19 protein-coding genes are annotated in these 22,479 nt (G+C 71.4%); 5 read left to right on the forward strand and 14 right to left on the reverse strand.

Annotated elements, in window-relative coordinates; genetic code table 11:
* The first annotated feature begins 12 nt into the window (after positions 1-12).
* The 3 genes from ACYBSK_RS23800 to ACYBSK_RS23810 all read left to right on the forward strand — a co-directional run bounded on the left by ACYBSK_RS23800 (position 13) and on the right by ACYBSK_RS23810 (position 1,698).
* The gene (locus tag ACYBSK_RS23800) at positions 13-618 is read left to right on the forward strand and encodes a sulfite oxidase-like oxidoreductase (protein WP_457479258.1); all 606 of its coding nucleotides are present in this window, start codon (positions 13-15) and stop codon (positions 616-618) included.
* Complete coding sequence (locus ACYBSK_RS23805; RefSeq protein ID WP_460243249.1) at positions 615-1,349, forward strand: ferredoxin reductase; 735 nt, start codon at positions 615-617, stop codon at positions 1,347-1,349. Before ACYBSK_RS23800 ends, ACYBSK_RS23805 begins: the two co-directional genes overlap by 4 nt.
* Before the next feature lie 64 nt (positions 1,350-1,413).
* The gene (locus tag ACYBSK_RS23810; RefSeq protein ID WP_457479260.1) at positions 1,414-1,698 is read left to right on the forward strand and encodes a DUF6510 family protein; all 285 of its coding nucleotides are present in this window, start codon (positions 1,414-1,416) and stop codon (positions 1,696-1,698) included.
* A 211-nt stretch (positions 1,699-1,909) separates the two neighbouring features.
* On the opposite strand, the gene ACYBSK_RS23815 is transcribed toward ACYBSK_RS23810, so the two are convergent.
* Entirely contained in the window at positions 1,910-2,515 is a 606-nt protein-coding gene (locus ACYBSK_RS23815) for a hypothetical protein (protein WP_460243250.1), read from the reverse strand.
* Positions 2,516-2,698: 183 nt separating this feature from the next.
* Between ACYBSK_RS23815 and ACYBSK_RS23820 the strand changes: the two genes are divergently transcribed.
* A complete protein-coding gene (locus ACYBSK_RS23820) occupies positions 2,699-3,439 on the forward strand; it encodes a 3-keto-5-aminohexanoate cleavage protein (protein WP_460243251.1) in 741 nt (246 codons plus the stop codon).
* 48 nt (positions 3,440-3,487) lie between these two features.
* Here the strand turns inward: ACYBSK_RS23820 and ACYBSK_RS23825 are convergent, their stop codons facing one another.
* Both ACYBSK_RS23825 and ACYBSK_RS23830 read right to left on the reverse strand, forming a co-directional pair.
* Positions 3,488-4,267 (reverse strand): hypothetical protein, encoded by a 780-nt coding sequence (locus ACYBSK_RS23825; RefSeq protein ID WP_460243252.1) that lies wholly within the window; start codon positions 4,265-4,267, stop codon positions 3,488-3,490.
* Complete coding sequence (locus tag ACYBSK_RS23830) at positions 4,267-5,538, reverse strand: VWA domain-containing protein (protein ID WP_460243253.1); 1,272 nt, start codon at positions 5,536-5,538, stop codon at positions 4,267-4,269. Before ACYBSK_RS23830 ends, ACYBSK_RS23825 begins: the two co-directional genes overlap by 1 nt.
* Before the next feature lie 655 nt (positions 5,539-6,193).
* On the opposite strand from ACYBSK_RS23830, the gene ACYBSK_RS23835 reads away from it, so the two are divergent.
* Positions 6,194-7,498, forward strand: coding sequence for a phospholipase D-like domain-containing protein (locus ACYBSK_RS23835; RefSeq protein ID WP_460243254.1), 1,305 nt, complete (start codon positions 6,194-6,196; stop codon positions 7,496-7,498).
* Between the two features lie 9 nt (positions 7,499-7,507).
* Here ACYBSK_RS23835 and ACYBSK_RS23840 read toward each other — a convergent pair whose 3' ends face one another.
* The 11 genes from ACYBSK_RS23840 to ACYBSK_RS23890 form a co-directional block, all read right to left on the reverse strand.
* Complete coding sequence (locus ACYBSK_RS23840; protein WP_460243255.1) at positions 7,508-8,584, reverse strand: winged helix DNA-binding domain-containing protein; 1,077 nt, start codon at positions 8,582-8,584, stop codon at positions 7,508-7,510.
* A gap of 108 nt (positions 8,585-8,692) precedes the next feature.
* Positions 8,693-9,490, reverse strand: coding sequence for an alpha/beta hydrolase (locus ACYBSK_RS23845; RefSeq protein ID WP_460243256.1), 798 nt, complete (start codon positions 9,488-9,490; stop codon positions 8,693-8,695).
* Complete coding sequence (locus ACYBSK_RS23850; protein WP_460243257.1) at positions 9,487-10,314, reverse strand: alpha/beta fold hydrolase; 828 nt, start codon at positions 10,312-10,314, stop codon at positions 9,487-9,489. The genes ACYBSK_RS23845 and ACYBSK_RS23850 overlap by 4 nt, the downstream gene beginning before the upstream one ends.
* Positions 10,311-11,111 (reverse strand): alpha/beta fold hydrolase, encoded by an 801-nt coding sequence (locus ACYBSK_RS23855; protein WP_460243258.1) that lies wholly within the window; start codon positions 11,109-11,111, stop codon positions 10,311-10,313. Before ACYBSK_RS23855 ends, ACYBSK_RS23850 begins: the two co-directional genes overlap by 4 nt.
* Positions 11,112-11,298: 187 nt before the next feature.
* Positions 11,299-13,497 carry an ATP-binding protein gene (locus ACYBSK_RS23860; protein WP_460243259.1) on the reverse strand — a complete coding sequence of 733 codons (2,199 nt, stop codon included), beginning with the start codon at positions 13,495-13,497 and terminating at the stop codon, positions 11,299-11,301.
* A 288-nt stretch (positions 13,498-13,785) separates the two neighbouring features.
* Positions 13,786-15,879, reverse strand: coding sequence for a xanthine dehydrogenase family protein molybdopterin-binding subunit (locus ACYBSK_RS23865; protein WP_460243260.1), 2,094 nt, complete (start codon positions 15,877-15,879; stop codon positions 13,786-13,788).
* 41 nt (positions 15,880-15,920) lie between these two features.
* Positions 15,921-16,913 carry an FAD binding domain-containing protein gene (locus ACYBSK_RS23870; RefSeq protein ID WP_460243261.1) on the reverse strand — a complete coding sequence of 331 codons (993 nt, stop codon included), beginning with the start codon at positions 16,911-16,913 and terminating at the stop codon, positions 15,921-15,923.
* Entirely contained in the window at positions 16,910-17,503 is a 594-nt protein-coding gene (locus ACYBSK_RS23875; protein ID WP_460243262.1) for a 2Fe-2S iron-sulfur cluster-binding protein, read from the reverse strand. The genes ACYBSK_RS23870 and ACYBSK_RS23875 overlap by 4 nt, the downstream gene beginning before the upstream one ends.
* 107 nt (positions 17,504-17,610) lie before the next feature.
* Positions 17,611-20,736: a helicase HerA domain-containing protein gene (locus tag ACYBSK_RS23880; protein ID WP_460243263.1), complete on the reverse strand. Its 3,126-nt coding sequence runs from the start codon at positions 20,734-20,736 to the stop codon at positions 17,611-17,613.
* Entirely contained in the window at positions 20,733-21,344 is a 612-nt protein-coding gene (locus tag ACYBSK_RS23885; protein ID WP_460243264.1) for a hypothetical protein, read from the reverse strand. The genes ACYBSK_RS23880 and ACYBSK_RS23885 overlap by 4 nt, the downstream gene beginning before the upstream one ends.
* 30 nt (positions 21,345-21,374) lie before the next feature.
* Positions 21,375-22,478 carry a hypothetical protein gene (locus ACYBSK_RS23890; RefSeq protein ID WP_460243265.1) on the reverse strand — a complete coding sequence of 368 codons (1,104 nt, stop codon included), beginning with the start codon at positions 22,476-22,478 and terminating at the stop codon, positions 21,375-21,377.
* Position 22,479 lies beyond the last annotated feature (1 nt).

The raw sequence follows: 22,479 nt of genomic DNA on the forward strand, positions 1-22,479 counted from the left end.
GGAGCAGTCCCCATGGCCAGTCTGTCGCCCGGCTTCCATGGCCGCAGCAGCCGAAGCCTCGTGGATCGCCTGCCCCCGGGCCAGTACCCCACGGAATCCTTCCCCGTGCTCTCCGCAGGTCCGACCCCACGCGTGCCCACGGAACGCTGGTCCTTCACCGTGACCAGCGAGACCGGTGCGAGCCGGAGCTGGACATGGGAGGAGATGACGGCGCTGCCGCAGGAGCAACCGGTCGTCGACATCCACTGCGTGACGCGCTGGTCCAAGTTCGACACCCGATGGCAGGGCGTCTCCCTGGACGTCCTGACCGATGCGGTGCACTCCTCCGCCGGCTTCGTCGTCGCGGAGTCCTTCGACGGCTACACCACCAACCTGCCCCGTGCGGACATCACCGGCGGCCGGGCCTGGCTCGTCCACTCCTTCGACGGCTACCCGCTGTCGCCGGACCACGGCGGTCCCGCCCGGCTGCTGATCCCGCACCTGTACTTCTGGAAGTCGGCGAAGTGGGTCAGGGGACTGCGCTTCACGAACGACAACGAGCCGGGCTTCTGGGAGAGGGCCGGCTATCACGACTACGGCGACCCCTGGCGTGAGCAGCGCTACCGGGGCGACCTGTGACCACCCCGGCGGTCCGCCGTCCCGCCACCAACGGCTGGCGCCGGGCACGGCTGACCGCCCGCGAGGACCAGACGGCGACCGGTCGCACCCTCCGCTTCCATGTGCCCGGCTGGCCGGGGCACCGGCCGGGGCAGCACGTCGACGTGCGCCTGACCGCGGACGACGGCTACCAGGCCGTCCGCAGCTACTCCCTGGCGGCGCCCGCCGACGGCGACACCGTCGAACTCGGCGTCCAGACCGCGCCCGACGGAGAGGTCTCCCCGTACCTGAACGAGGTCCTGCCCATCGGCGCCGAGGTCGAGGTCAAGGGGCCGCTGGGCGGATGGTTCGTATGGACTCCGCAGGAGCGCGGGCCGCTGCTCCTCGTCGCCGGCGGGTGCGGCGTCGTCCCTCTCATGGCCATGCTCCGTGCCCGGCGCGCGGCCGGGATCTCCGACGCTCCCTGCGCGCTGCTCTGTTCCGTACGCGCCCCGGACGACCTCTGGTACGCGAAGGAACTCGCCGACCCGGCCGGGTCCGAGGACATCCGGGTCCTCTACACACGTCAGGCACCCCCGGGCGAGGGCCGTCCCGCACGCCGCATCGCACCGGACGACTTCGACGGGCTGCCGATGTCGCCGGACACCCGCTGCTACCTCTGCGGACCGACCGGCTTCGTCGAACACGCCGCAGCCCTCCTCCAGTCCCTCGGACATCCGCCGAACACGATCCGGACCGAGCGGTTCGGCTGACCCGTGACGAGCTGTGCGTCCGTCCTTCTCCGCCCTTCTCCGCCCGCGACACGAGGAATGCACCGTGAATCAGCGCTCTCCGCTCCACCTCGACGGCAACTGCCTGGCCGGGCCGCTGTCCCAGGTCTTCGTACTCGACCCCACCACCGCCCGGTGGACGTGCCCGACGTGCCGCACCCCGTCCTCGGTCGGCGAACTGCACGTCTACGGGCCCGATCCCGGCCTCACGGGCCGCTGCCCGGACTGCGCCCAGCTCGCCCTCCGCGTCGTCACCCACCCCGGCAGTCTCTGGCTCCAACTCGGCACGGACCAGGGCGCCTTCCGCTTCACGCTGCCCCCGTCCGGCTGAGTACTCCACGCCTCCGAGAGGCCCAGGCTCGCCCTGGGGCTGCGCTCGGACTCCCGGCCGATCACTACGGAACCGTTGCACAGAGGCCGGATACAGATCAGGCCGCACACCAACAGTGACCTCCGCGACAGCCCTGCCGGAACACTCCGGATGACGGGGTCCGAACCTGCGCCCCATCGCCCCACCCACCCACCACCACCCCACCCTGCCGCTACAGAGGCACAGGGGTCTTCGACAGGATCCTTTCCCGGATCGCCTTGTCCGCTGCGACGACGGACAGCGTGTCCCCGCTGACCCGGGCCGTGGACTCACCGCGCGGGGTGGGTGCGTGGTTCAGGTCGGACGAGGTGTACTCGACGACCATGGCACGGTGCCCGCAGGCGAGGGAGAGCTGGGCGTAGGACGTTCCGGAGCCGGAGTCCGACGCCAGGAGGTAAGGGCCGTACGGGAGGAGCGACGTGCCGTCGTCCGCCGACCGGGGCGGCGCCGCCAGAAGCTGCGCCTCGGGCGTGCGGTAATCGGCGTCCGCATAGGTGACGATTCCGCGCCGGTTGCCCTGGGTGTAAAGGAGCATGTGAGCGCCGTCTCCCATCCGCACCTCGCCCAGAACACGGCGTTCGGGTGGCGACGGCTCGACATCCACGCCGGCGAACGCGTCCTGGGACACGGCCAGTTCGGGCAGCTGGGTCAGTGGTGTCGCCGACACTGCGGCGCTCGCGGTCCCGCTGGGGTTCTGGCCGTGTTCCGCTGCGGTGCAGGCCGCGCACAGCAGTCCGAGAAGGGCAGCGGTGACAGTCTGCCAACGACGGTTGAACACGAATCTCTCCCAGGTCCTGCGGCAGAGGGCCTTTACTCGACGTGCTGGCTGCTCAACTCCCCCGAGACCGCCTTCGACACGGTCATCACGAGCGTGGTCCTGCCCACCGTGGGGATCGACCTAGGCCTGCGTCCGGATGCGCTCCTGGAGGTCTCCCGTGTCGCGACCTGCAAGGATGACGCAATGCTGCAGGCCTGCCTCAACGGCGCCCGAATCCGCGCCGAGTGCTCCCATCTCCCGGTGACCCCCGACGAATTGGCGACGGCGGCCCGCGGGGCTGTCGCCGCCGGCGCCGAGGACATCCATCTTCACCCCAAGGACGGCGACGGCCGGGACACGTTGGACGCGATTGCCGTCGCCGCCGCCGTCGACGCGGTCCGGACCGCGGTCCCGGGCGTGCCCGTCGGGGTCACCACCGGTGCGTGGGCCACGGAGGACCCTCGGGTCCGCGCCGCGCAGGTTCGGGCCTGGACCGTGCTCCCCGACCACGCGTCCGTCAACTGGCACGAGGACGGCGCCACCGAGGTGGCCGCCGCTCTGCTGGACCAGGGGGTCGGTATCGAAGCCGGTCTCTACTCGGGCACGCCGGCGGCACGGCGGTTCATGGACTGGCCCGGATCCCACCGGGTCCTGCGCATCCTGGCCGAGATCACCGAGAACGACCCGCAGGAGGCCATCCACGCCTCCGACGACCTGCTGGCCGAACTCCGATCAGCCGCCACGCCGGTGCTCCTGCACGGCGAAGACACCGCCGCCTGGCCCGTCCTCCGTCTCGCGGCCTCCCGCGGCCTGGACACCCGAATCGGCCTGGAAGACGTACTCCACCTTCCCGACGGCACCCCCGCCCCGGACAACGCCACCCTCGTCCGCCTGGCCCACGAGACCATCCGGCACTCACGCACGGATGCCCCGCGCCAGCCGTGAGCGCACCGCTCCCACCACGGCGGACGACGTACTCGGTGCAGGGCACCCTCAGACTCCCGCCGGGCGGCCGCCCCCTCGTGTCAGCGCGTAGCCTCCGATGCCCGCCAGCGCCGCGAGCACCGCACCCGCCGCCGTCCACAGCCAGCGGCTCGTCCACCAGGCGGAGGCCCAGCCGTCGGCCGGTGCGGCCTGCTCGGCGGAGGCGGTCGTGCCCGGGACCAGCGGGGTGGACAGGCTGCCGTCGACCGCCGCCGCGCCGCCGATGTCCTTCGAGTGGGCCTCCAGCGACGCCGTCACCGGCTGACCCAGGTCGGCGTCGGCGAGCGAGGCCGTCGTGAGGCGGACGTAGTAGGTGCCGGGCAGCTGGTCGTTGCTCCAGGCGTCCGCCCACGCGCGCACCGTACGCACCGTGCAGGCGAGCTCCACGCGGTTCGCCCCGGCCTCAACGGCACGTTCCTGCATGCCGTACTGGCAGGGCTGGCGGCGCCTCAGCCCGTCGTAGACGTCGATGCGCCATGCCTGCGCGCCGTGCCGGGCCTGCGGCTCGGGCAGCTCCACGGTCGCCTTCACCGTGGGGCGCTGACCGGCGTCGGCCGGGAACGACCAGTACAGGTAGTCGCCCGTCGAGGCGCTCGCCGTCGCCTTCTGGTCCTGCTGCATCTGCGCAGCCGTACGGAACGACGTACCCGCCTCCGTCGGCGCCTTCTGGGCGGTGTCCTCGCCCTCGTCCGCGGCGACGGGCCCGGCCAGCGCCAGCAGTGCGGCACTGGCGACCAGGAGGCCGCCGGCCAGTCGTCTCGTACGCCCCAACAGCGTTGCGAATGGCATCAGTTCGTCCTCCAAACAGCGACACGCCAGCGCGAGAGCCAGCCCCAGATCACACCTGCGAGGAAGCCGACCACGACCAGGGCGGCCAGCAGCCACCAGCCGTTGCCGAGTCCGAACGCGGCCGCGTCGGTCGCCTGGTCCGGGCCGTCCACCAGGTCGACCGTCAGCTCGACCGGCAGTCCGGGGGTCGTCTTCACCGAGGCGGGCGCGGAGAAGGACTGCGAGACCTGGAGGCAGACCGTCTCCGCCCGTGTCCCGTCCGTGTCGTCGTCGCGTTCGGGCTTCGGGTAGCGCAGGCCTGTCGAGAGGACGTCGGTGCGCCCGTCCCCGGCCTCCTGCCCGCGCACGATCTCCCGGCCGTGCGTGGTGAACGCGCGCAGCAGCACACCGTAGTCCTGGTTGACCGCGCGGTCGGCCGCGACGCTCACCGAGGCGCGCAGCTCCTGTCCCGGTTCGACGCCGACGCGGTAGAAGCGGTGCTCACCGAACTTCTCGCGGTCGGCGTAGAGGCCGGCCTTGAGCTGCGGCGCGTCGGCGCACTCGGCGGCGCCGTCGACGGCCACGGGCGTGGCCACCGGATCGGCCGCCCGGTCCACCAACTGGCCGACCTTGTCCGAGAGTTGATTCTTGTGGTGGACGGCGGTGTAGGTGCCGCCGGTCGCGTCCGCGATGCAGGACAGCTGCTCGCGCGTCTTCGCGTCGGCGACGAGCCCGAGCGTGTCGATGGTCAGACCGATGCCCTTGGCGGCGATCTCGCGGGCCACCTCGCACGGGTCGAGCGGCTGACAGGTGTCCTCGCCGTCGCTGATGAGGACGATGCGCTTGGCGCCGGCGCCGGGGCCGAAGTCGTCGGCGGACTTGAGCAGGGCGGGGCCGATCGGCGTCCAGCCGGTGGGCTGAAGCGTGGCCACGGCCGTCTTGGCCTCGGTGCGGTCCAACGGGCCGACCGGGTACAGCCGTTCGGTGTCCTTGCAGCCCGTCTTGCGGTCGTCTCCGGGGTAGTTGGCCCCGAGCGTCCTGATCCCGAGCTCCACCTCGTCGGGTGTCGCGTCGAGCACTTCGTTGAACGCCTGCTTCGCGGCGGCCATCCTGGAGCCGCCGTCGATGTCGCGGGCGCGCATCGATCCGCTTGCGTCCAGGACGAGTTCGACCTGAGGCGCCGGTCTTTCGTCGGCTCCGTCGGCGTACGCCTGGGTGGGTGGCAGGCCGCCGACGGCGAGGGCGGCGAACAGCGCGCACAGGCTCGCCGCCAGCCGTTGTTTGATGATCATCGGCGGATCTTATGGATCTTGGCGGGTGAAGACCAAAACGGGGACCTCGTCCAGGCACTGGAACGCGCTCCCGAGGCCGACCTCCTCCTGGCCGGCTCCCCCTCTGACCCAACTTGCATGGCTTCACGACCACTTCCCCGCTTTCTCGTGCAACCCTCGGACGTCTTTGCGAGTCTCCTGTGTGCCGAACGGCGGGTCCCGGCTGGAGCAAATCCAGACAAAAACCCACGTACGCACGCCCGATCGAAGCTGGATGTCCGCCGGACGCCTCTGCCCCTGCAGGAGCTCAACGCATGGCCAAGCCCATACGCATGACCGCCCCGCCTCCGACGCACATCCGCGTCGCCCCAGCGACCGCGCGCTCCTCCCAGGGCGGTTGAGGCGCAGCCCCCGCCACGAGCACCGTCCACGGCGGCGCCTACCGGACATTCACGGCGAAGGCCGCCAACTGGCGCGTGGCAGCGCGCAGTTCACTGCCCGCATGGCGATCGACTGACGGCCGCATGACGGGCGATCCCGTCACGCGGAGCCGCCCGCCAGGCACGTACGGCGACGTCGTCCTCCAGGCCTGCCCACCTCGGCGACCACGCATCGGTCGATCAGTACAGCGACACCCCGACCCGCCATCGTCAACAACCCGTCGAAAGGCCCACCCATGAAGCGCACGCTCACGTTGATCACCGCGCTGGCCGTCACCGCGCTGTCTCCCACGACGGCACACGCGGCGGTCAAGAAGGCCAAGGCTCCGCTGAGTTGCGAGTCCCGGACGTTCACCTCAAGACCGGGCCCGAGCTTCAACGACCCGGAGGACCCCGACGCCCAGATGAACGTCATGGGGCCGATCATCGAATCGATCAACAGCGCCAGTTGCGGGCAGACCATACGCGTCGCCATGTACTCGATAGGCAGCACGCGCCCGGGTCCGGAGTTCGCGGGCGCCCTGATCGCCGCACACCAACGTGGCGTCATCGTCAAGGCGCTGATGGACTCCCACAGCGACAACGCGGTCTGGCAGTCGATGGTCGCCGAGTTGGGCAACGACCCGCGAGCCTCCAGCTTCGCCGCGCTGTGCCCGGGGGGCTGCCTGACCCACTACGCCGGTTCCGCCCTGCACGCGAAGTACTACATGCTCAGCGGCGGGAGCGACGCGAACAGGACGGTGACCGTCAGCAGCGCCAACCCCACCTCCGCCCAGGTCAGGACCGCGTGGAACAGTGCCGCCACCGTCAAGGGCAACGTCGACCTGTACAACTCCTACGTCCGCTACTTCACGGCCATGTCCAAGGGGGCACTGGGCGGTCCGGGCCCGCTGATGCCCGACTACTACAACTCCACCAGCGGTACGGCCGCCAGGACGCTGTCCCCGCCCTCCTACCAGTGGCCCAAGGCACGCTCCAGAAGCGACACCTGGGTCGACTTCCTGAACAACGTCAAGGCGCCCGCCACGATCAATATCGCCATGTTCCAGTGGACCGCCCACGGAGAGCCGGGCGACCGGAACTACCTGGAGCTGCCGAAGAAGCTGGTGAGCCTGGCGAAAACCGGCGTGAAGATACGGATACTCTTCACCGCCCACCAGGTCGACAGCAGCGTGCAGAACTACCTGAAGGACCGGCCGAACATCACCGTGCACGACACCAGCCGCGGCACCGACGCGAACGGCAACGCTCTGCACTACACGCACAACAAATACATGATGGTCAGCGGCGGTTACGCGAGTTCGTCCAACGCCAGAGTCGTGTTCGTCGGCTCCGCGAACTGGACGAGCAACGGCGTCTGGCACAACGACGAGTCGGACCTGAAGCTGGTCGGCCAGTCCACTTACGACTTGTTCATGGCGGACTGGCAGAACCAGTTCAACCGCTGCTGCGGGACCGTGGCGCGGGAGTTGAGCGCCGAGGAGCGCGCCGAGAACACGGCACGCGAGATTCCGATCGATCCGGAGCAGATCGAGCAGTAGGAAGTCCCGTTACGCGGTGGGCCGTACGAAATTGACGACGGCCTTCCGCTCCAGGTCGATACCCTGCTCGATCGGAGGCGGGAGGGGCCCGAACGCCTCGACCTGGAGGGAGCGCGCGCCCGAGCCACGGTTCCAGGTGGCGACGGCCGAGCCGTCGGCGATGACGGTGGGCCGGATGAGGCCGCCTCCCGGCCACACGCGGGCCTGGTGGCGAGCGGGGACGGACAGTTCGCGCGTGCGGTAGCCGGTCAGATAGTTGTCGTAGGCGGGCAGCATGCGCACGTCCGGGGTGTCGGACGGGTCCGGGAGTTCTGTCACCTGCCCGGCGAGCACAGTCAACGCGCCGTACTCGGTGATCGCGCCGGAGTCCGCCAGCAGCTTCCAGGCCCTGCGGGCCCAGGTCACCGGCAGCCCCGACCAGACGGCGAAGTCCTCCACGGAGGCGGGGGCGTGTGCGGCCAGATAGCGGTGGGCCAGCGCGGCGAGCGCGTCGTCGCCCTCGAACCGGACGCCTCCAGTGCCGGGCAGCCAGTCGTCGAGCAGCACATACGTGGCCTCTCCGGCACGCCGCGGACCGTGGCAGAGGATGCCGGTGAGTGCCGCGTGGCGGATCAGGTGGAACGGCGCCTGCCCGTCCGGCGCGACACCGAGCGTGGCAAGGTGCTCGGTCAGCTCGGCCCGGGTCAGCGGGCCGTGCGAGGCAAGGGCACGCCGGATGAGACGGTCGGCGCGCCGGCGCAGATCGTCGCCCAGGCCCAGCTGCTGGTAGCGGCGGCCGGCTGCGGCGAGGATCCGTGGGGACAGCAACTGCGCTACCCAGCGGGCATCGTGACTGGGGATCGTGTGCAGGGTGCCGCGCAGGTACCAGTTGCGGACGATGCTCCGCTCGTCCTCGTACGCCGCGCGGACGGCACCAGCGGTGATGTCCCGGCCGCGCACCCGGATGCCCAGGTCGGCGGCGGTGGGATCCTGTGCCTGGATGGCGAAGACCCGTCGGACGACCGCCTCCGCCGAAGCCTCGCGCGCTCCGCAGGCCAGGGCCTGGGCACGGGCCCGCAGCCTGCGCACGCTCTCGTGGTCGGGCATCGGGCTGTGCCTCTCGGTCGACGCCGTCAGGATACGGTCCCTGTCCCAACGGATCGGTCGGCACCGGGCGCTGCGCCACGAAGGCGCGGAGACCGGCTCCGGCCCGGTTCACGTCGCTGCGTGGCGCAGTGCCCAGTCCAGTGCGTAGTCGGCCACCTGTTCCCAGCCCGGTTCCGCGCACGTCCAGTGGGACCGCCCGGGGAACTCGTGGTAGTCGGTGACGGTGCCCGGTGCCTTGTAGTGGTGGTGGTTGGACTTGTTCACCGAGGGCGGCATGATGTGGTCGCGCCCGCCGGAGATGAAGAGGAGCGGGGCCCGGTCCGGGTTGTGGAAGTCGACCCAGGTCTCCCGTTTGCCGGGGGTGAGGTTGGCGATCAGTCCGTAGGTCCACACCCAGCTTCCCGGGGCCGCGATGGCGTACCGGTCGTAGGCGGCCCTCGCCTCGTCCTCGGGGAGGGTGTTGGTGAAGGCGTAGTGGAACTGCTCGGGCGTGAAGCCCGCCGCTCGGTGCCGCTTGGCGGGGTTGTTGAGGATGGGGAAGAGGGAGCGCAGTTGTGAGGGCGGGTTGACCCGGATTCCCTCCGGCGGCGCCGAGTTGACCACCACTCCGGCCGCGCCGTGTCCCCGGTCGAGCAGGAGCTGGGTGAGCGTGCCGCCGAAGGAGTGGCCGATGAGGATCGGCTTCTCCGGCAGTGCGGTGATCACCTTCTCCAGGTGGGCGACGGTCTCGGGCACCGTCAGCGCCGCGATGGGCGAGGGGTCGGCCCGCAGCGCCTCCACCTCGACCTCGAACCCGGGGTACGCCGGCGCGATCACCGTGTGCCCCTTGGCCTCGTAGTACGGGATCCACTGCTCCCAGCTGCGCGGTGTCACCCACAGTCCGTGGATCAGGACGACTGTGCTCATTTTCCGTACCTTTCCAGGAAGGCGAGCAGGTCTTGGCCGAGCTGCTCCTTGTGGGTGTCGGTCAGGCCGTGCGGCGCGTCCGGGTAGACGAGCAGTTCGGCGTCCTTGACCAGGGCGGCCGATGCCTTGCCGCCGACGTCGAACGGCACGACCTGGTCGGCGTCGCCATGGATCACCAGCGTGGGCACGTCGAAGCGGGCCAGGTCCGCGCGGAAATCGGTGGCGGAGAAGGCGGCGATGGACTCCAGCGCGTTGCGGTGACCTGCGGCCATCGACTGGAGCCAGAAGGCGTCGCGCACGCCCTGGGAGACGGGCTTGGCGGGGTGGTTGAAGAACGGTCCTTCGGCGAGGTCCCGGTAGAGCTGGGAGCGGTCGGCGAGCGAGCCGGAGCGCAGCCCGTCGAACACCTCGACGGGGACCCCGTCCGGGTTGTCGTCCCGGCGCACCATCAGGGGCGGCACCGCGGCCACGAGGACGGCCTGGGCGACGCGGGCGGTGCCGTGCCGGCCGATGTAGCGGGTGATCTCGCCCCCGCCGGTGGAGAAGCCGACCAGCGTCACCTCTTGGAGTTCGAGGTGGTCCAGGAGGGCGGCGAGGTCGTCGGCGTAGGTGTCCATCTCGTTGCCGTGCCAGGTCTGCGTGGACCGGCCGTGGCCGCGGCGGTCGTGGGCGATGGCGCGGTAGCCGTGCTCGGCGAGGAAGAGCTGCTGCGCTTCCCAGCTGTCGGAGTTGAGCGGCCAGCCGTGGCTGAGGACGACGGGCCGTCCGGCGCCCCAGTCCTTGTAGAAGATGCGGGTGCCGTCGGAGGTGGTGACGTGGGTCATCGTGCCGCCTTCGCGATGAGGGCGGCGGTGGACCGCGGCTGGGAGATCATCGCGACGTGCGACGCCCTGACCTCAAGGGTGTGCGCGCCGGCGCGTGCGGCCATGAAGCGCTGCGCGGCCGGCGGGATGAGGTTGTCCTCGCCTGCGACGAGGTAGTACGAGGGGACCGTCTTCCAGGCCGGCTCCCCGGATGTCTCGGAGAGGGTCGCGGTGTCGCCGGGCCGTTGTGTCGCCCACAGCAGGTCGGCGTCGGCGCGGGACAGGTCACCGGCGAACACCTCACGGAAGACGGACCGCTTCACATAGCCGTCGACGCCCTGCGGATGGGGGCGGAAGTCGAGCGCGGCCTCGGTGAGTCGGGTGCCGGGGTACTTCGTCTGGAGGCCGGGCACGGTCTCCCCGGCGTCGGGGGCGAAGGCGGCCACGTAGACCAGTGCCCGCGCCCGCTCGTTGCCGTGGGCGGCGTTGGTGATCAGCACACCACCGTAGGAGTGGCCGACCAGGACCAGCGGGCCGGGGACGGTGTCGAGGAAGGCGGCGAGGTAGGCGGAGTCGGCGTGCACGCCGCGCAGCGGGTTGGGCGGGGCGATGACGGAGAAGCCGTCGCGGGTCAGGTGGGAGATCACCCGGGACCAGCCGCCGGCGTCGGCGAAGGCGCCGTGGACCAGCACGATGGTGGGCTTCGGCCTCGACGGGTGGCCGCCTGCCGCGGCCGGGCCGCCTGCCGCGACGGTCATCGCGGCGGCGCCGACGGCGGCTCCGGCCAGGATGGTTCTGCGGGGAACGGAGGAAGGCATGCGAGGACGTACCTCTTCCTTCAGGGGGCTCGGGCTTTCCCGGACAGCGGCTCGTGTGCGGCCGTACGACGAGGAAAGCAGCGCCCGTTCGACCGAACCATGCAGAACGGCACGCAGAACAACGGCACGTGAGACAACGGCACGCAGAACCGCCCACGGGCAGCGCGGGAACCGGCTCCGGGGCACATCAGTCGGCAGCCGACGCCTCCAGCACGCCCAGGGCTTCGACGGACACCGGATGCCCCACGTGGTCCTCGACCAGCTCCATCGCCCGGACCAGTTCGAGCCGGGCCTGTTCGTGGGCGCCCAGTCCGTGCAGGGCGAGGCCCCTGGCGAGGTGGAGGTAGCCGGCCAGGCCGGGGATGCCGAGGGCCGCCGTGAGCGGTTCGGCCCGTCCGGCCGCTTCGAGTGCCTCCGTCCACCTGCCGAGTCGGGCCAGGACATGGGCGGTGTGGGCCATGGTGCCGGCCCGCACGGCGAGCCCCGGCCGGTCGGCGACCGGACGTGCCTCCACCTCTCGCAGTCCTTCCCGGTAGGCGGCGAGGGCCTCCTCGTAGCGGCCGAGTTCGGACTGCATCCCGCCCATGCGCGTGAACAACTGGACGTATCCGTCGTGGTCACCGGCGAGATCGGCCGGCCCCAGTGCCGCACGGACCATCTCCAGCGCTTCGGCGTGCCGCCCGCCGCGGCCCAGGGCATCCGCCGCGTACTGCAACGCCCACGCCTCCTCCTTCAGATCGCCCTCCGCCGCCGCGAGGTCCCGTGCCGCCAGGGCTGTCCGCAGTCCCTCCTCCCAGCGGCGTGCGCAGTTCGTGGCCGCCCAGGAGAGGTAGTTGAGGTGCACGGTCTCCAAGCGGCGGTCGCCCAGCTCCGCGGCGGCGGTGCGGGAGAGCCCGAACACCTCGTACCAGCCTCTCCAGGCCATGGTGGTGTCGGAGAACCAGTGCAGTGCCTCGGCGGTCTCCACCACCCGCCGGTGGTCGCCGGCCAGGGCGGCGATGCGCAGGGCGCCCAGCCAGTTCGCGGCCTCGGACCGCAGCCAGTGCGCCGCCTCGTCCGCCGTACCGAGCGGCACGGGTCCGTTCCAGTCCGCGGGCGGAGGGCCGTAGCCGGGTTCGAACCAGCGGCCCGCGACCACCGTGATGCCCAGCAGCCGCCGTGCCATGCCGAGCCGGACGGCTGCCCGCTCGCCCTCCGGCTCCTCGCCCCGCAGCCTTTCCCCGGCGAACAGCCGCAGGAGGTCGTGGAGTTGGTAGCGGTCGGCGCCCTGCGGCTGGAGCAGTCCCAGCTCGACCAGGTCATCGAGTACGTCCACGGTGTCGGCGGGATCGTCGTCGGTGACCAGGACGACCAGCGGCGCGGAGAAGTCCGGGCCGGGCAGGAGCGCCAGCCGCCGGAACACCCGCCGCGCCGCGGCGGAGAGCTGCGTGTGGGACAGGGCGAAAGCCGCCCCCACGCTGACGTCGCCGCTGCGCAGCGCGGCCAGCCGCCGGTCCTCGCTGGCCAGCCGGTCGACCAGGTGACGCACCGACCAGCCGGACCGCGTGGACAGGCGCGTGCCGGCGATCCGTAGCGCCAGCGGGAGGTGGCCGCACAGCCGGCACAGCTCCTCGACGTCCTGGGCAGCCGAAGGCGTCGCCGTCCGACCGGCGACCTTGCGCAGCAGTGCCGCCGAATCGTGCGGTGCGAAGGGGGAGAGCGCCAGCCGCAGGACGCCTTCCAGACCGCTGAGCATCCGACGGCACGTCACCAGCACCAGCCCGGCTCCCTCGCCCGGCAGCAGCGGCCGCACCTGCGCCTCGTCCGCGGCGTTGTCCAGCACCAGCAGGCAGCGACGCTCCCGCAGCGCCGCCCGCAACTGGGCGCACCGTTCGTCGTCCGGGGCGGCGATGGCCCGGACGGGGACCTGAAGGGCCCGCAGCAGTCGGACGGCGATGTCGCCCGCGGACGGCGGGGAGGCGTCGACGCCGCGCAGGTCGACGTAGAGGCAGCCACCGGAATAGTCGCCGCGCAGTTCCTCGGCCGCCCGGAGCACGACGGTGGTCTTGCCCACCCCGGCCTGCCCGTGCACCAGCACGACCGGCGCGGGACCGCCTCGGGCGCCGTGGGCCGCGGCGCGGCGGATCGCTTCCAGATCGCCGGTCCGGCCCGTGAAGTCGGGCGCCGCACGTGGGGGTTCGCACGGGCCGGGCCGGGCGGCGGCCGTGCTGCGGCGCATCGCCCGCGCGCCCTCCTCCAGCCGCCGACGCTCCTCCTCACTCACTTTCAGCGCGGTGGCGAGCGCGGCGAGCGTCCGGGGCTGCGGCGCCCGGCTGTGCCCCCGCTCCATGTCGCTGATGGCCCGAGCGCTGACCCCGGACGCCCCGGCCAGTTCCTCCAGGGTCATACCCGCCGTGCGCCGTAACTGCCGAAGCCGCTGTCCCACCGCCATGAAGCCCCCCACGTCCGATCAAGCCGACTCGCATGCCGCATCAAGCGCTGTACTCGGTCGAGGCCGCTGTCCCGCCCGGTTGGCGGTGACTGCGACGTGGTGACGCTCTCCGATCCGCTCCGGATGCACTGAGGCCCCCCCTCACCGGAGCTGACGGAGTGCCCGGATCCTACCGAATGTGGCTATCCGGTGAAGAGAGCGCGAGGCGCAACCGCCTGCCCGGGTGCGCCGCTCCGTCACGCCTCAGCCGCCGCCCGCCAGCACCCGGTCCGGCGTGATCGGCAGTTCACGGTGCCGGACGCCGGTCGCGTGGTGCACGGCGTTGCCGATGGCGGCGGCCGTTCCGACGATGCCGATCTCGCCGATGCCCTTGCTGCCCATGGGGTTGAGGTGGGGGTCGTCCTCGTCGATCCAGTGCGCCTCGATCGCGGGCACGTCGGCGTGCGCCGGTACGTGGTAGGCCGCGAGGTCGCGTTCCACGAAGTCACCGAAGGCGGGGTCCAGGGTGCTGCCCTCGGTGAGGGCCATCCCCAGACCCATCGTCATCCCGCCGATGAACTGGGAGCGTGCGGTACGGGAGTTGAGGATGCGGCCCGCCGCGTAGACACCGAGCAGGCGCCGCACGCGGACCTCGCCGGTCACCGTGTCGACACCGACCTCGGCGAAGTGCGCGCCGAAGGCGTGTCGCGCGTAGGCGCTGTCGGCGTCGGCGCGGCCCGCCGTGTCGGCCGTGGCATCGAGCCCGGAAGAGGGAACCTGCCCCTTGCGGTCGGCGAGGTCCGCCGCCAGTCGCGTACAGGCCTCGTGGACGGCCCAGCCCCAGGAGGCCGTGCCGGAGGAGCCGCCCGCGAGGGAGGCGGTGGGGAGGTCGCTGTTGCCGACTTCCGTGCGCACGCGGTCCGCCGGTGCACCGAGCGCGTCGGCGGCGACCTGGGCGAGGACGGTGCGCGCGCCGGTCCCGATGTCGGTGGCGTTGATCCGGACGACGAAGCTGCCGTCCGGTGCGGCGTGGGCGCTCGCGCGCGACGGCGCCACGTTCACAGGGTACGTCGCCGCGGCCACGCCGGAGCCGACCAGGACGGGTCCCTCGGCGCGCGAACGGGGGCGCGGGTCGCGTGCGGACCAGCCGAAGCGGCGGGCCCCCTCGCGCAGGCATTCGGCGAGGTGGCGGCTGCTGAAGGGGCGGGAGCTGTCGGGTTCGCGCTGGGTGTCGTTGCGCAGCCGCAGTTCGACGGGGTCGATGCCGAGGGTTTCCGCGAGCTCGTCCATCGCCGACTCCAGGGCGTACATGCCCGGCGCCTCCCCCGGTGCGCGCATCCAGGAGGGGCTGGGCACGTCGAGCGGGAGCACCCGGTGGGTGGTGCGGCCGTGCGGCGAGGGGTACATGACGCGGGTGACGGCGGCCGCCGTCTCGACGAACTCCTTGATGCGGGAGGTGTGCGAGGTCACCTCGTGCACCACGGAGGTGAGGGTGCCGTCGGCCTCCGCCGCGAGTCGCACCCGTTGCACGGTCGGCGAGCGGTGGCCGACGACGGCCGCCAACTCCCGCCGGTGCAGGGCCAGTTTGACCGGCCGCCCGGTGGCACGGGAGGCCATGGCGGCGAGCACCACGTGCGGCCGTGGGGTGCCCTTGGAGCCGAAGCCGCCGCCGACGTGTTCGGAGACGACCGTCACCCGGTCCTTCGGCAGTTCGAACAGCCCGGCCAGAACGTCGCGTACCTTGCTGGCGCCCTGGCTGGAGTCGTACACGGTGAGCCGGTCGTCCACCCAGTGGGCGGTCGCCGCGTGCGGTTCCATCGGGTGGTTGTGCAGCGGCGGCACCCGGTAGGCGACGTCGACTTGGGCGTCCGCGCGGGCGTACGCGGTGTCGGCGTCGCCGCGTACGTGCTCGCCGGAGGTGCCGTCGGAGTCCTCGGGAACGTAGGCGTCGGGGTGGTCGGCGGTCAGGGTGACGTCGTGGGGTTCCTCGGCGTAGGTGACTCGGACGGCGGCGGCTCCTTCGCGTGCCGTCTCCAGGCTGTCGGCGACGACGAGGGCGACGTACCAGCCGCGGTGCGGGACCCGGGCGTTCTGGAGCACGCCGAGCGTCGCGTCGTCCGGTTCGGCCAGGCGCGGCGCGTTGAGGTGGGTGAGGACGGTGACGACACCGGGCAGGGCCCGCGCCGCCGTGTCGTCGACGGCGGTGACCTCGCCCCGTGCCACACCGGCCGGCACCGGCCAGGCGTAGGCACACCCCTCGGGGGTGTGTTCGGCCGCGTAACGGGCGGCCCCGGTCACCTTCGCCGGGCCCTCCCTGCGGGCGGCAGGCGACCCGAGAGCGCTGGTGGTGTCCGGCATGGTTCTTCTCCCTGGAGAGCGAGGTGGGCGAGGCGGCCGTGTCAGGAGACTCCGGGCGGCGTCAGGCGGCGCAGCATGTCGCACGCAAGATTGCGGGCGAGGCGCACCTTGAACGCGTTGTCGCGCAACGGTTCGGCGGCCGCGAGTTCCGCGTCGACCGCCCGCTGGTACGCCTCGTCGTCCGCGGCCCCGCCCGTCAGCGCCTGCTCGGCGCGCAGGGCCCGCCAGGGGCGGTGCGCCAGACCGCCGAACGCGATGCAGACCTCGCGCACCACGGCGTCCTCCACCCTCAGGGCGACGGCCACCGAGGCGAGCGCGAAGGCGTACGAGGCACGGTCGCGCGCCTTGCGGTAGGCGGAGGGCAGCCCGGCGGTGGCGGCCGGGAGCACGACGCCGGTGACGAGTTCCCCGGGCGCGATCTCGGTGTCCAGGTCCGGACGGTCGCCGGGCAGCCGGTGGAACTCGGCCGCGGGCACCGTGCGCGGGCCCGCCGCGCCGTGCAGCTCCACCTGGGCGTCGAGTGCGGCGAGCGCCACCGCCATGTCCGAGGGGTGGGTGGCGATGCACTGCGGCGAGTGCCCCAGGACGGCGTGGTCGCGGTGGACGCCGTCGCGCGCCCCGCAGCCGGTACCGGGCTCGCGTTTGTTGCAGGGTTTGCCCAGGTCCTGGAAGTAGGGGCAGCGGGTGCGCTGAAGGAGGTTGCCGCCGGTCGTGGCGATGTTGCGCAGCTGCCCCGAGGCACCCGCGAGCAGTGCCTGCGCCAGCACCGGATAGCGGGTGCGCACCAAGGGGTGGGCGGCGAGGTCGCTGTTGCGGACGGTCGCTCCGACGCGCACGGATCCGTCGGTGAGCTCCTCGACCGCGTCCAGCGGCAGGCCGCTGACGTCGACCAGTGTTCCGGGCGTCTCCACCCCCAGTTTCATCAGGTCGACGAGGTTGGTGCCTCCGCCCAGGTAACGGGAGCCGGGGTGTCTCGCGTGGGCCGCGGTCGCCTCGTCGACACTGTGGGCCCGTACGTACTGGAAGGCTTTCACCGGGTCACGCCCTCGACGGCCTCGACGATGTGCGGATAGGCCCCGCAGCGGCACAGATTGCCACTGAGCCGCTCGCGGATCTCGTCCCTGCTCAACGCGACGGGTTCGCCCGGGTCCGCGCCCGGATCCGTCACGTACGAGGGGTGGCCCGCCTCGGCCTCGGCGATGGCGCCGACGGCCGAGCAGAGCTGGCCGGGTGTGCAGTAGCCGCATTGGAAGGCGTCCCGGGCGAGGAAGGCGCGCTGAAGCGGGTGCAGGTGTCCTTCACCGTCGTGGCCCACGCCGTCCGGGCCCCGACCACCGTCCTCGGCTTCGGCTTCGGCTTCGGCTTCGGCGCACAGACCCTCGACCGTGGTGATGTCGCACCCCTCTTGGGCCACGGCCAGCAGCAGGCAACTGTTGGCGCGACGCCCGTCGACGAGCACGGTGCAGGCGCCGCACTGACCGTGATCGCACCCCTTCTTCGCGCCGGTCAGATCCAACCGCTCCCGCAGAACGTCCAGCAGCGTGGCGCGATGGTCGACCGTGAGATCGCAGCCCTTGCCGTTCACGGTCAGTGACACTGCCGAGTGGAAGGCACCGGTTGCCATGGCCGCTCTGCTCCCTCGTCCGACGTCCGAAGCGTGGTCCGGTTCACGGCCCCGCGTATCCAGCCTGGGCCAGAACACACACTTCGGCATGTGGGAGACGAGACCGCTCAGGTACCCGCACCACCCCGGCGCGCTCGCTCGACGATCTCGTTCTCCGTGAGCGGCACGTCGTGGTGGCTGAGGCAGATCGGCACTTGGATCTTGCTGAATCCGGTGCCCTCGCTTGCGGCGTTGAACATGCCGACGTCGAGACCACCGACGTTGTCGAGGACCGCGTTCCGCGCCTGAGCCATGGCCGTGGCCGCCTCGATGTGGGCGTTTCCTGTGAGTCGGCCGATGAACTGATTCACGGTGTTGCCCAGCGCCTGGTTGTGGATCCCCCTGGGGGCCTGCGAGGCAAGGACCATCCCGAGTCCGTACTTGCGTATCTGGCGGATGAGTTCGACCGTGCTCTCCGTACTCGGATTCGACGCACCGGAGGGCACGAAGTTCTGCGCCTCGTCCATCACAAGGAGTCCGCCCAGCGGCCGGTCACCGACCGGGTGCGCCCTGAACCACGAGAACAAGGTCGCCTGGAGGCGGCTGACGAACTGGGCCGGTCCGTCCCCGGACAGGCCGACGAAGCTGATCACCGAGATACGGGCGGCCTTTCCCGGCGACGGGATCAGGAGCATGCCGGGATCGGCGGGTGCGCCGGACTCCCCGAACAGCGGGTCGGTCTCCATCGCGGCGTCCAGCGTGTCCGCCATCTGCACCGCGAAGCGACTGGTCCTGCTGTTCACGATGTCGCCCGAGGGCTCGGCGAGCAGCTCGACGAATCCGGCCAGGTTCTTGCCCCCGTCACGCGCATACCGTTCGAGGGCACGTTTGAGGACCCCCAGCTGCTGGATCGCGCGCGCACTGCTGCCGCGTACACCGGCATGGGGCGCGAGTACGGCCACGGTCGATCTGACCAGACGCGGGAAGTCGTCCTCGTCATCGAGGACGGGAGCGAAGTCGGGAAGCGGGTGGAAGGAGATCGGACGCCCGCGGTTCAGACCCGGTGTCCACACCACCACTTCGACGTCCGCGAAGTAGCGCCGGGCATCGCGCTCATGGTCGTCCGTCCAGTCCTTCGGCGCGCGCGACCAGGGGTCGCCCAGCCGTGCGAGGTCGCCGTTCGGATCCAGCACGATCGCCGAGACACCGCGCAGAGCGCACTGCTCCACGAGTCGCTTGATCAGAACCGTCTTGCCCGACCCCGACGCGCCCAACACCGCGGTGTGCATCCGCAGTTGTTCCATGGGTACCGCGAACGAACGACCACCCCGGACCGTGGTTCCGACGACGATGTCGGCACGAGCGGGCTCGGCGTCCTCGGGTGTGTCCTTCGCGTCCACCGCCGCCGTGGAGCCGACGTCCGGGGCCGCGATGCCGAGTCGCTGCCGTAGGTCTCCCAGCACGGGCGCGAACACTTCGATACGGGACGCGGGGCGCTCCTGTCGCAGCCATGCGTCCAGGCCCGACGTACGGTCGTCGAGCATGGCCCGGAGGGCGGCCAGGGTCCGTAGGTCGGCGGCGCCGATCGGTAGCGACATCCCGCCCCGCGCCTCGAAGTCGTCCTTGATGTCCTTGGTCCTGGGGCCGCTCGGGTACGGCATGTTCCGCAGCAGGATCAACCGGCGGCTCGCCAGATCGGCCGTCAGGCCCGCCTCCACGGCCGCGTTGCGGATCCGGCTCTGGGCGGCGACGGCGTTGTTCGCGGCGATCGCCCGGAAGGACCAGTGGAATTCGTTCTCGCTGGCCTCGTCCACGACATAGCGCAACCGGGCGTGCAGGGCCGCCCTGCGGCCGAAGTCGGTCTCGATGGAGAACCGCGTCTCGTCGGCGCCCAGTTCCCTGAGCAGACTTCGCAGCCCCGCGCCCAGCAGGGCGGGCATCAACCCGTCCTCGGTGGTGGGGTCGATCGGCCCGAGGTCGTCCGCCTCGGCACGGAGCTTGTCGAAGGACTCCGTGAGGGTGCTCAGGTTGACGGCCCTCGCCGGTGCGGGTGGTGCGGCTGCCGTCGTCTCCTCCCCTGCCAGGGAGGTCAGTTCGGCCGCCGTGCCGGCCTGGAGGCACGCCTCGATGTGCTTCTGGATCCGGATGAGCAGCCGCCGCGCCGTGTAGCGGTGTGGGGCTTCGGCCAGCGCCGCCGAGGTGACCGGCCAGGTGGGATACCGCGGGGTGAACCCCACCGACGCGTAGTAGGGCCGAAAACGGCTGCTGACGATGGCTGCGGCGGTGGCCTCGTCGGGAATCGCGCCGAGCGTGGGCAGCACCTCGAATCGGTCCAGGGCGGACCGGACCGCCACCCGGGAGATCTGCTCCCAGGTGTCCTCGTGGCACGCCACGACCATCAGGGTCCGGCGGGCTTCCTCCCGCAGTTCCATCAGGCCGTCGGCGATCTCACCGCTCAACCGCTTCGCGGCCCGGCCCTCGCCGGAAGCGGGCGACGTCAGCGACGACGTCTCCGCCGCGGACACCAGGGTGTCGAGCTGGTCGAAGGCGAACACCAGCGGCCCGGCCAGGGCGAACAGCCGCGTCAGATCGCGCAGGACGCGTTGAGCCGGTCGCCCACCCGGCGACATCCCCCAGGCGGCACGCTTGTCCTCGTCGTCGTCGTTGAGCGCGAAGTAGGCCCTGCCGATCTCCACGGAATCACCGGTGGACGCGATGAGCGCCAGCGCGCGGGCCGTGTCCGCGGCCTCGTTGCCCACCTGCCGGTCGATGGTCCGGATCCCCCGGACGAACGCGTCGAGATGGGCGCGCGTCAACTCGTTCCGCCCGATGACGGCGTCGTGGGTGTCCTGATCGAGGCGGGCCTGGCGCGCAAGCTTGTCGAGCAGGCGGATCAGTTGCTCCTGGCCACCCTCGTCCTCCCGGTAGAGACTGTCGACGAGGCTGTCGGCGGCGCTCTCCCAGAAGTTCCGGCCGGTGACGAGTTTGATGTAGAAGAAGGAGCCGCCGCGCTCCTGGATCTCGTGGCGGGTCCAGCCGAGCAGGTGCGTCTTGCCCGAGCCGGTTTCGCCACGCACCACGGTCGCCACCGGCGAGTGGGCGCGCTCGACGGCGCTCATCGCCCTCCCCAGCCGCCGGAACACCTCGGGGTGAAGTCCGTCGACATGGTAGGAGGTCACCGGTGTCCAGATCTCTTCCTGGGTCAGCGCGGTGTTGATGTACAGCTTCTCCAGGGCGGCGAGTTCCCCGTTCACGCCGGCCCGATCCGCAGCAGGTGGCGGGGTTCGCCGCCGATGTCGACGGCGGCACTGCGGTCCTCGTCACTGAGCGTGCGGCGGTTGAGCTCGCCCTTCAGCTCTACGTCGGGTTGCTCGATCATCCGGTCGAGTTCGGCGTCGACGGCCCCTCGCGGCAGGTCCTCGAGCCATGGGCGCAGCGCCGACAGTCTGACCCAACTGCCCGGTTTCCGGCGGACGGTGAGTTCCGTGTAGACGGCGCGGATCCAGGCCTCGGCGTCGGGCTGGAAGAAGTCGCCGAACTTGGTGCCGGAGCGGGCCAGGTACTGTCCGACGTTGTCCAGCACCGCGTAGAGCACCCCGGCCGGGAACTTCGCTCCGTCCGGGCGTCCGGCCACCAGGGCGGACTCGCACCAGGTCCGGCCCGCGGGCGAGAGCCGGTGCGTGTTGACGGCGCCGAACTTCTTGGTCACGATCCGCTCGGCATCCTGGTTCACTCGCCGTCGTACCACCGCGGTGATCTCAAGGCCAGCGAGTTCGCGCAGTTCACGGTTGGTGACCGGCCGTGCGACCACCATCAGGGCGAACAGCGACGCATGCTCCCGTACAGTCAACTCCGTCGGCACAGTGACCCTCCTCGATGAGCCGAACTCCGGTCAGATGTCGAACCTCCGCCCGGGCACCAGCTCCACCCGGCCGGCCGTGCTGGACAACTCGCCCGTGACGGTGATTACTTGCCGTTCCCGATGCGCGGTGATCGCCCGGTCGTACAAGGCCTGGTCCGGGAGCCGCACCCAGACGGCCCGCCGGACCGGCTCGGCGTGCTCGGTGCTCAACTCACCGCGGACCTTGATCCGCCACCGGTCGTTGCCGGAGGAGTCGTCGTGCAGCCCCTCGACCACACCGGTGACCGTCGCGGCCCCGATGACCGTCGCGGCACCGGTGGCATCGAGGTCGCGGAGCCGCAGGGACGCCGCGTGCAGGAGCGGGCCCGAGGCCTCCGGGAACGCGACGACGCGTGGTGCCCCATCGAGTGGCTGCGAACGCGCCCACCGGAAGCCGATCTCGAAGGGCTCGTTGCGGTCGACACCGGAGAGCTCACTGAGCGCCTTGCACAGATCCGCGGAGACGCCGGCGGTGACGGTCTCGTCGAAGGCCGCGGGCGCGTCCGCCCTCACGGCTGTCCGGGCCGCGCTCACCGCCTCGAGCATCTGGACCAGCACGGACCGGCCGGTGACCTGCTCGCCGCTCGCCGTTCGGGCCGTCGCATCCGCCGCCACCCGGATCTCGACGATGTAGCTCCCGGCGCGAGAGGGGCCGAGTTCGGCTGCGCGCAGGAGGTCTGCCACCGCGCCCGGTTGCCGTCCGGCGAAGGCGAAGTGCGGGCCCTGCACGACGGTGCGCGCCGCGGCCGTCAGAGCGTTGAGGACACCCCGAACCGTCTGCGTGCCCTGGAGCAGCGAGGTGTAGCCGGGGTCGTGGTCGGTGGGAAACGTGCGGAAGGACTGCTTGTCCAGCTGCGGTCGCGCGATCTCCAGCGCGATGTCGCCCGCGGGCCGGTCCTCCACCGCGCACAGACAGCGCAGGATCTCCCGTACTCGGCGGTCGCTGTCGCCCATGCCGTCGCGAGCGGGTACCAACACCTCGTATTCGCCCGGGTGTTGCCAGACACTCGCTCCTCGCCAGCCCTGTGGCTCCCGCTCCCAACCCGTGTCCGCCAGATAGCTGGCGATGTCGTCGACCTTCAGCGGAAGCGTCATC

This window comes from Streptomyces sp. BYX5S (assembly GCF_054724165.1).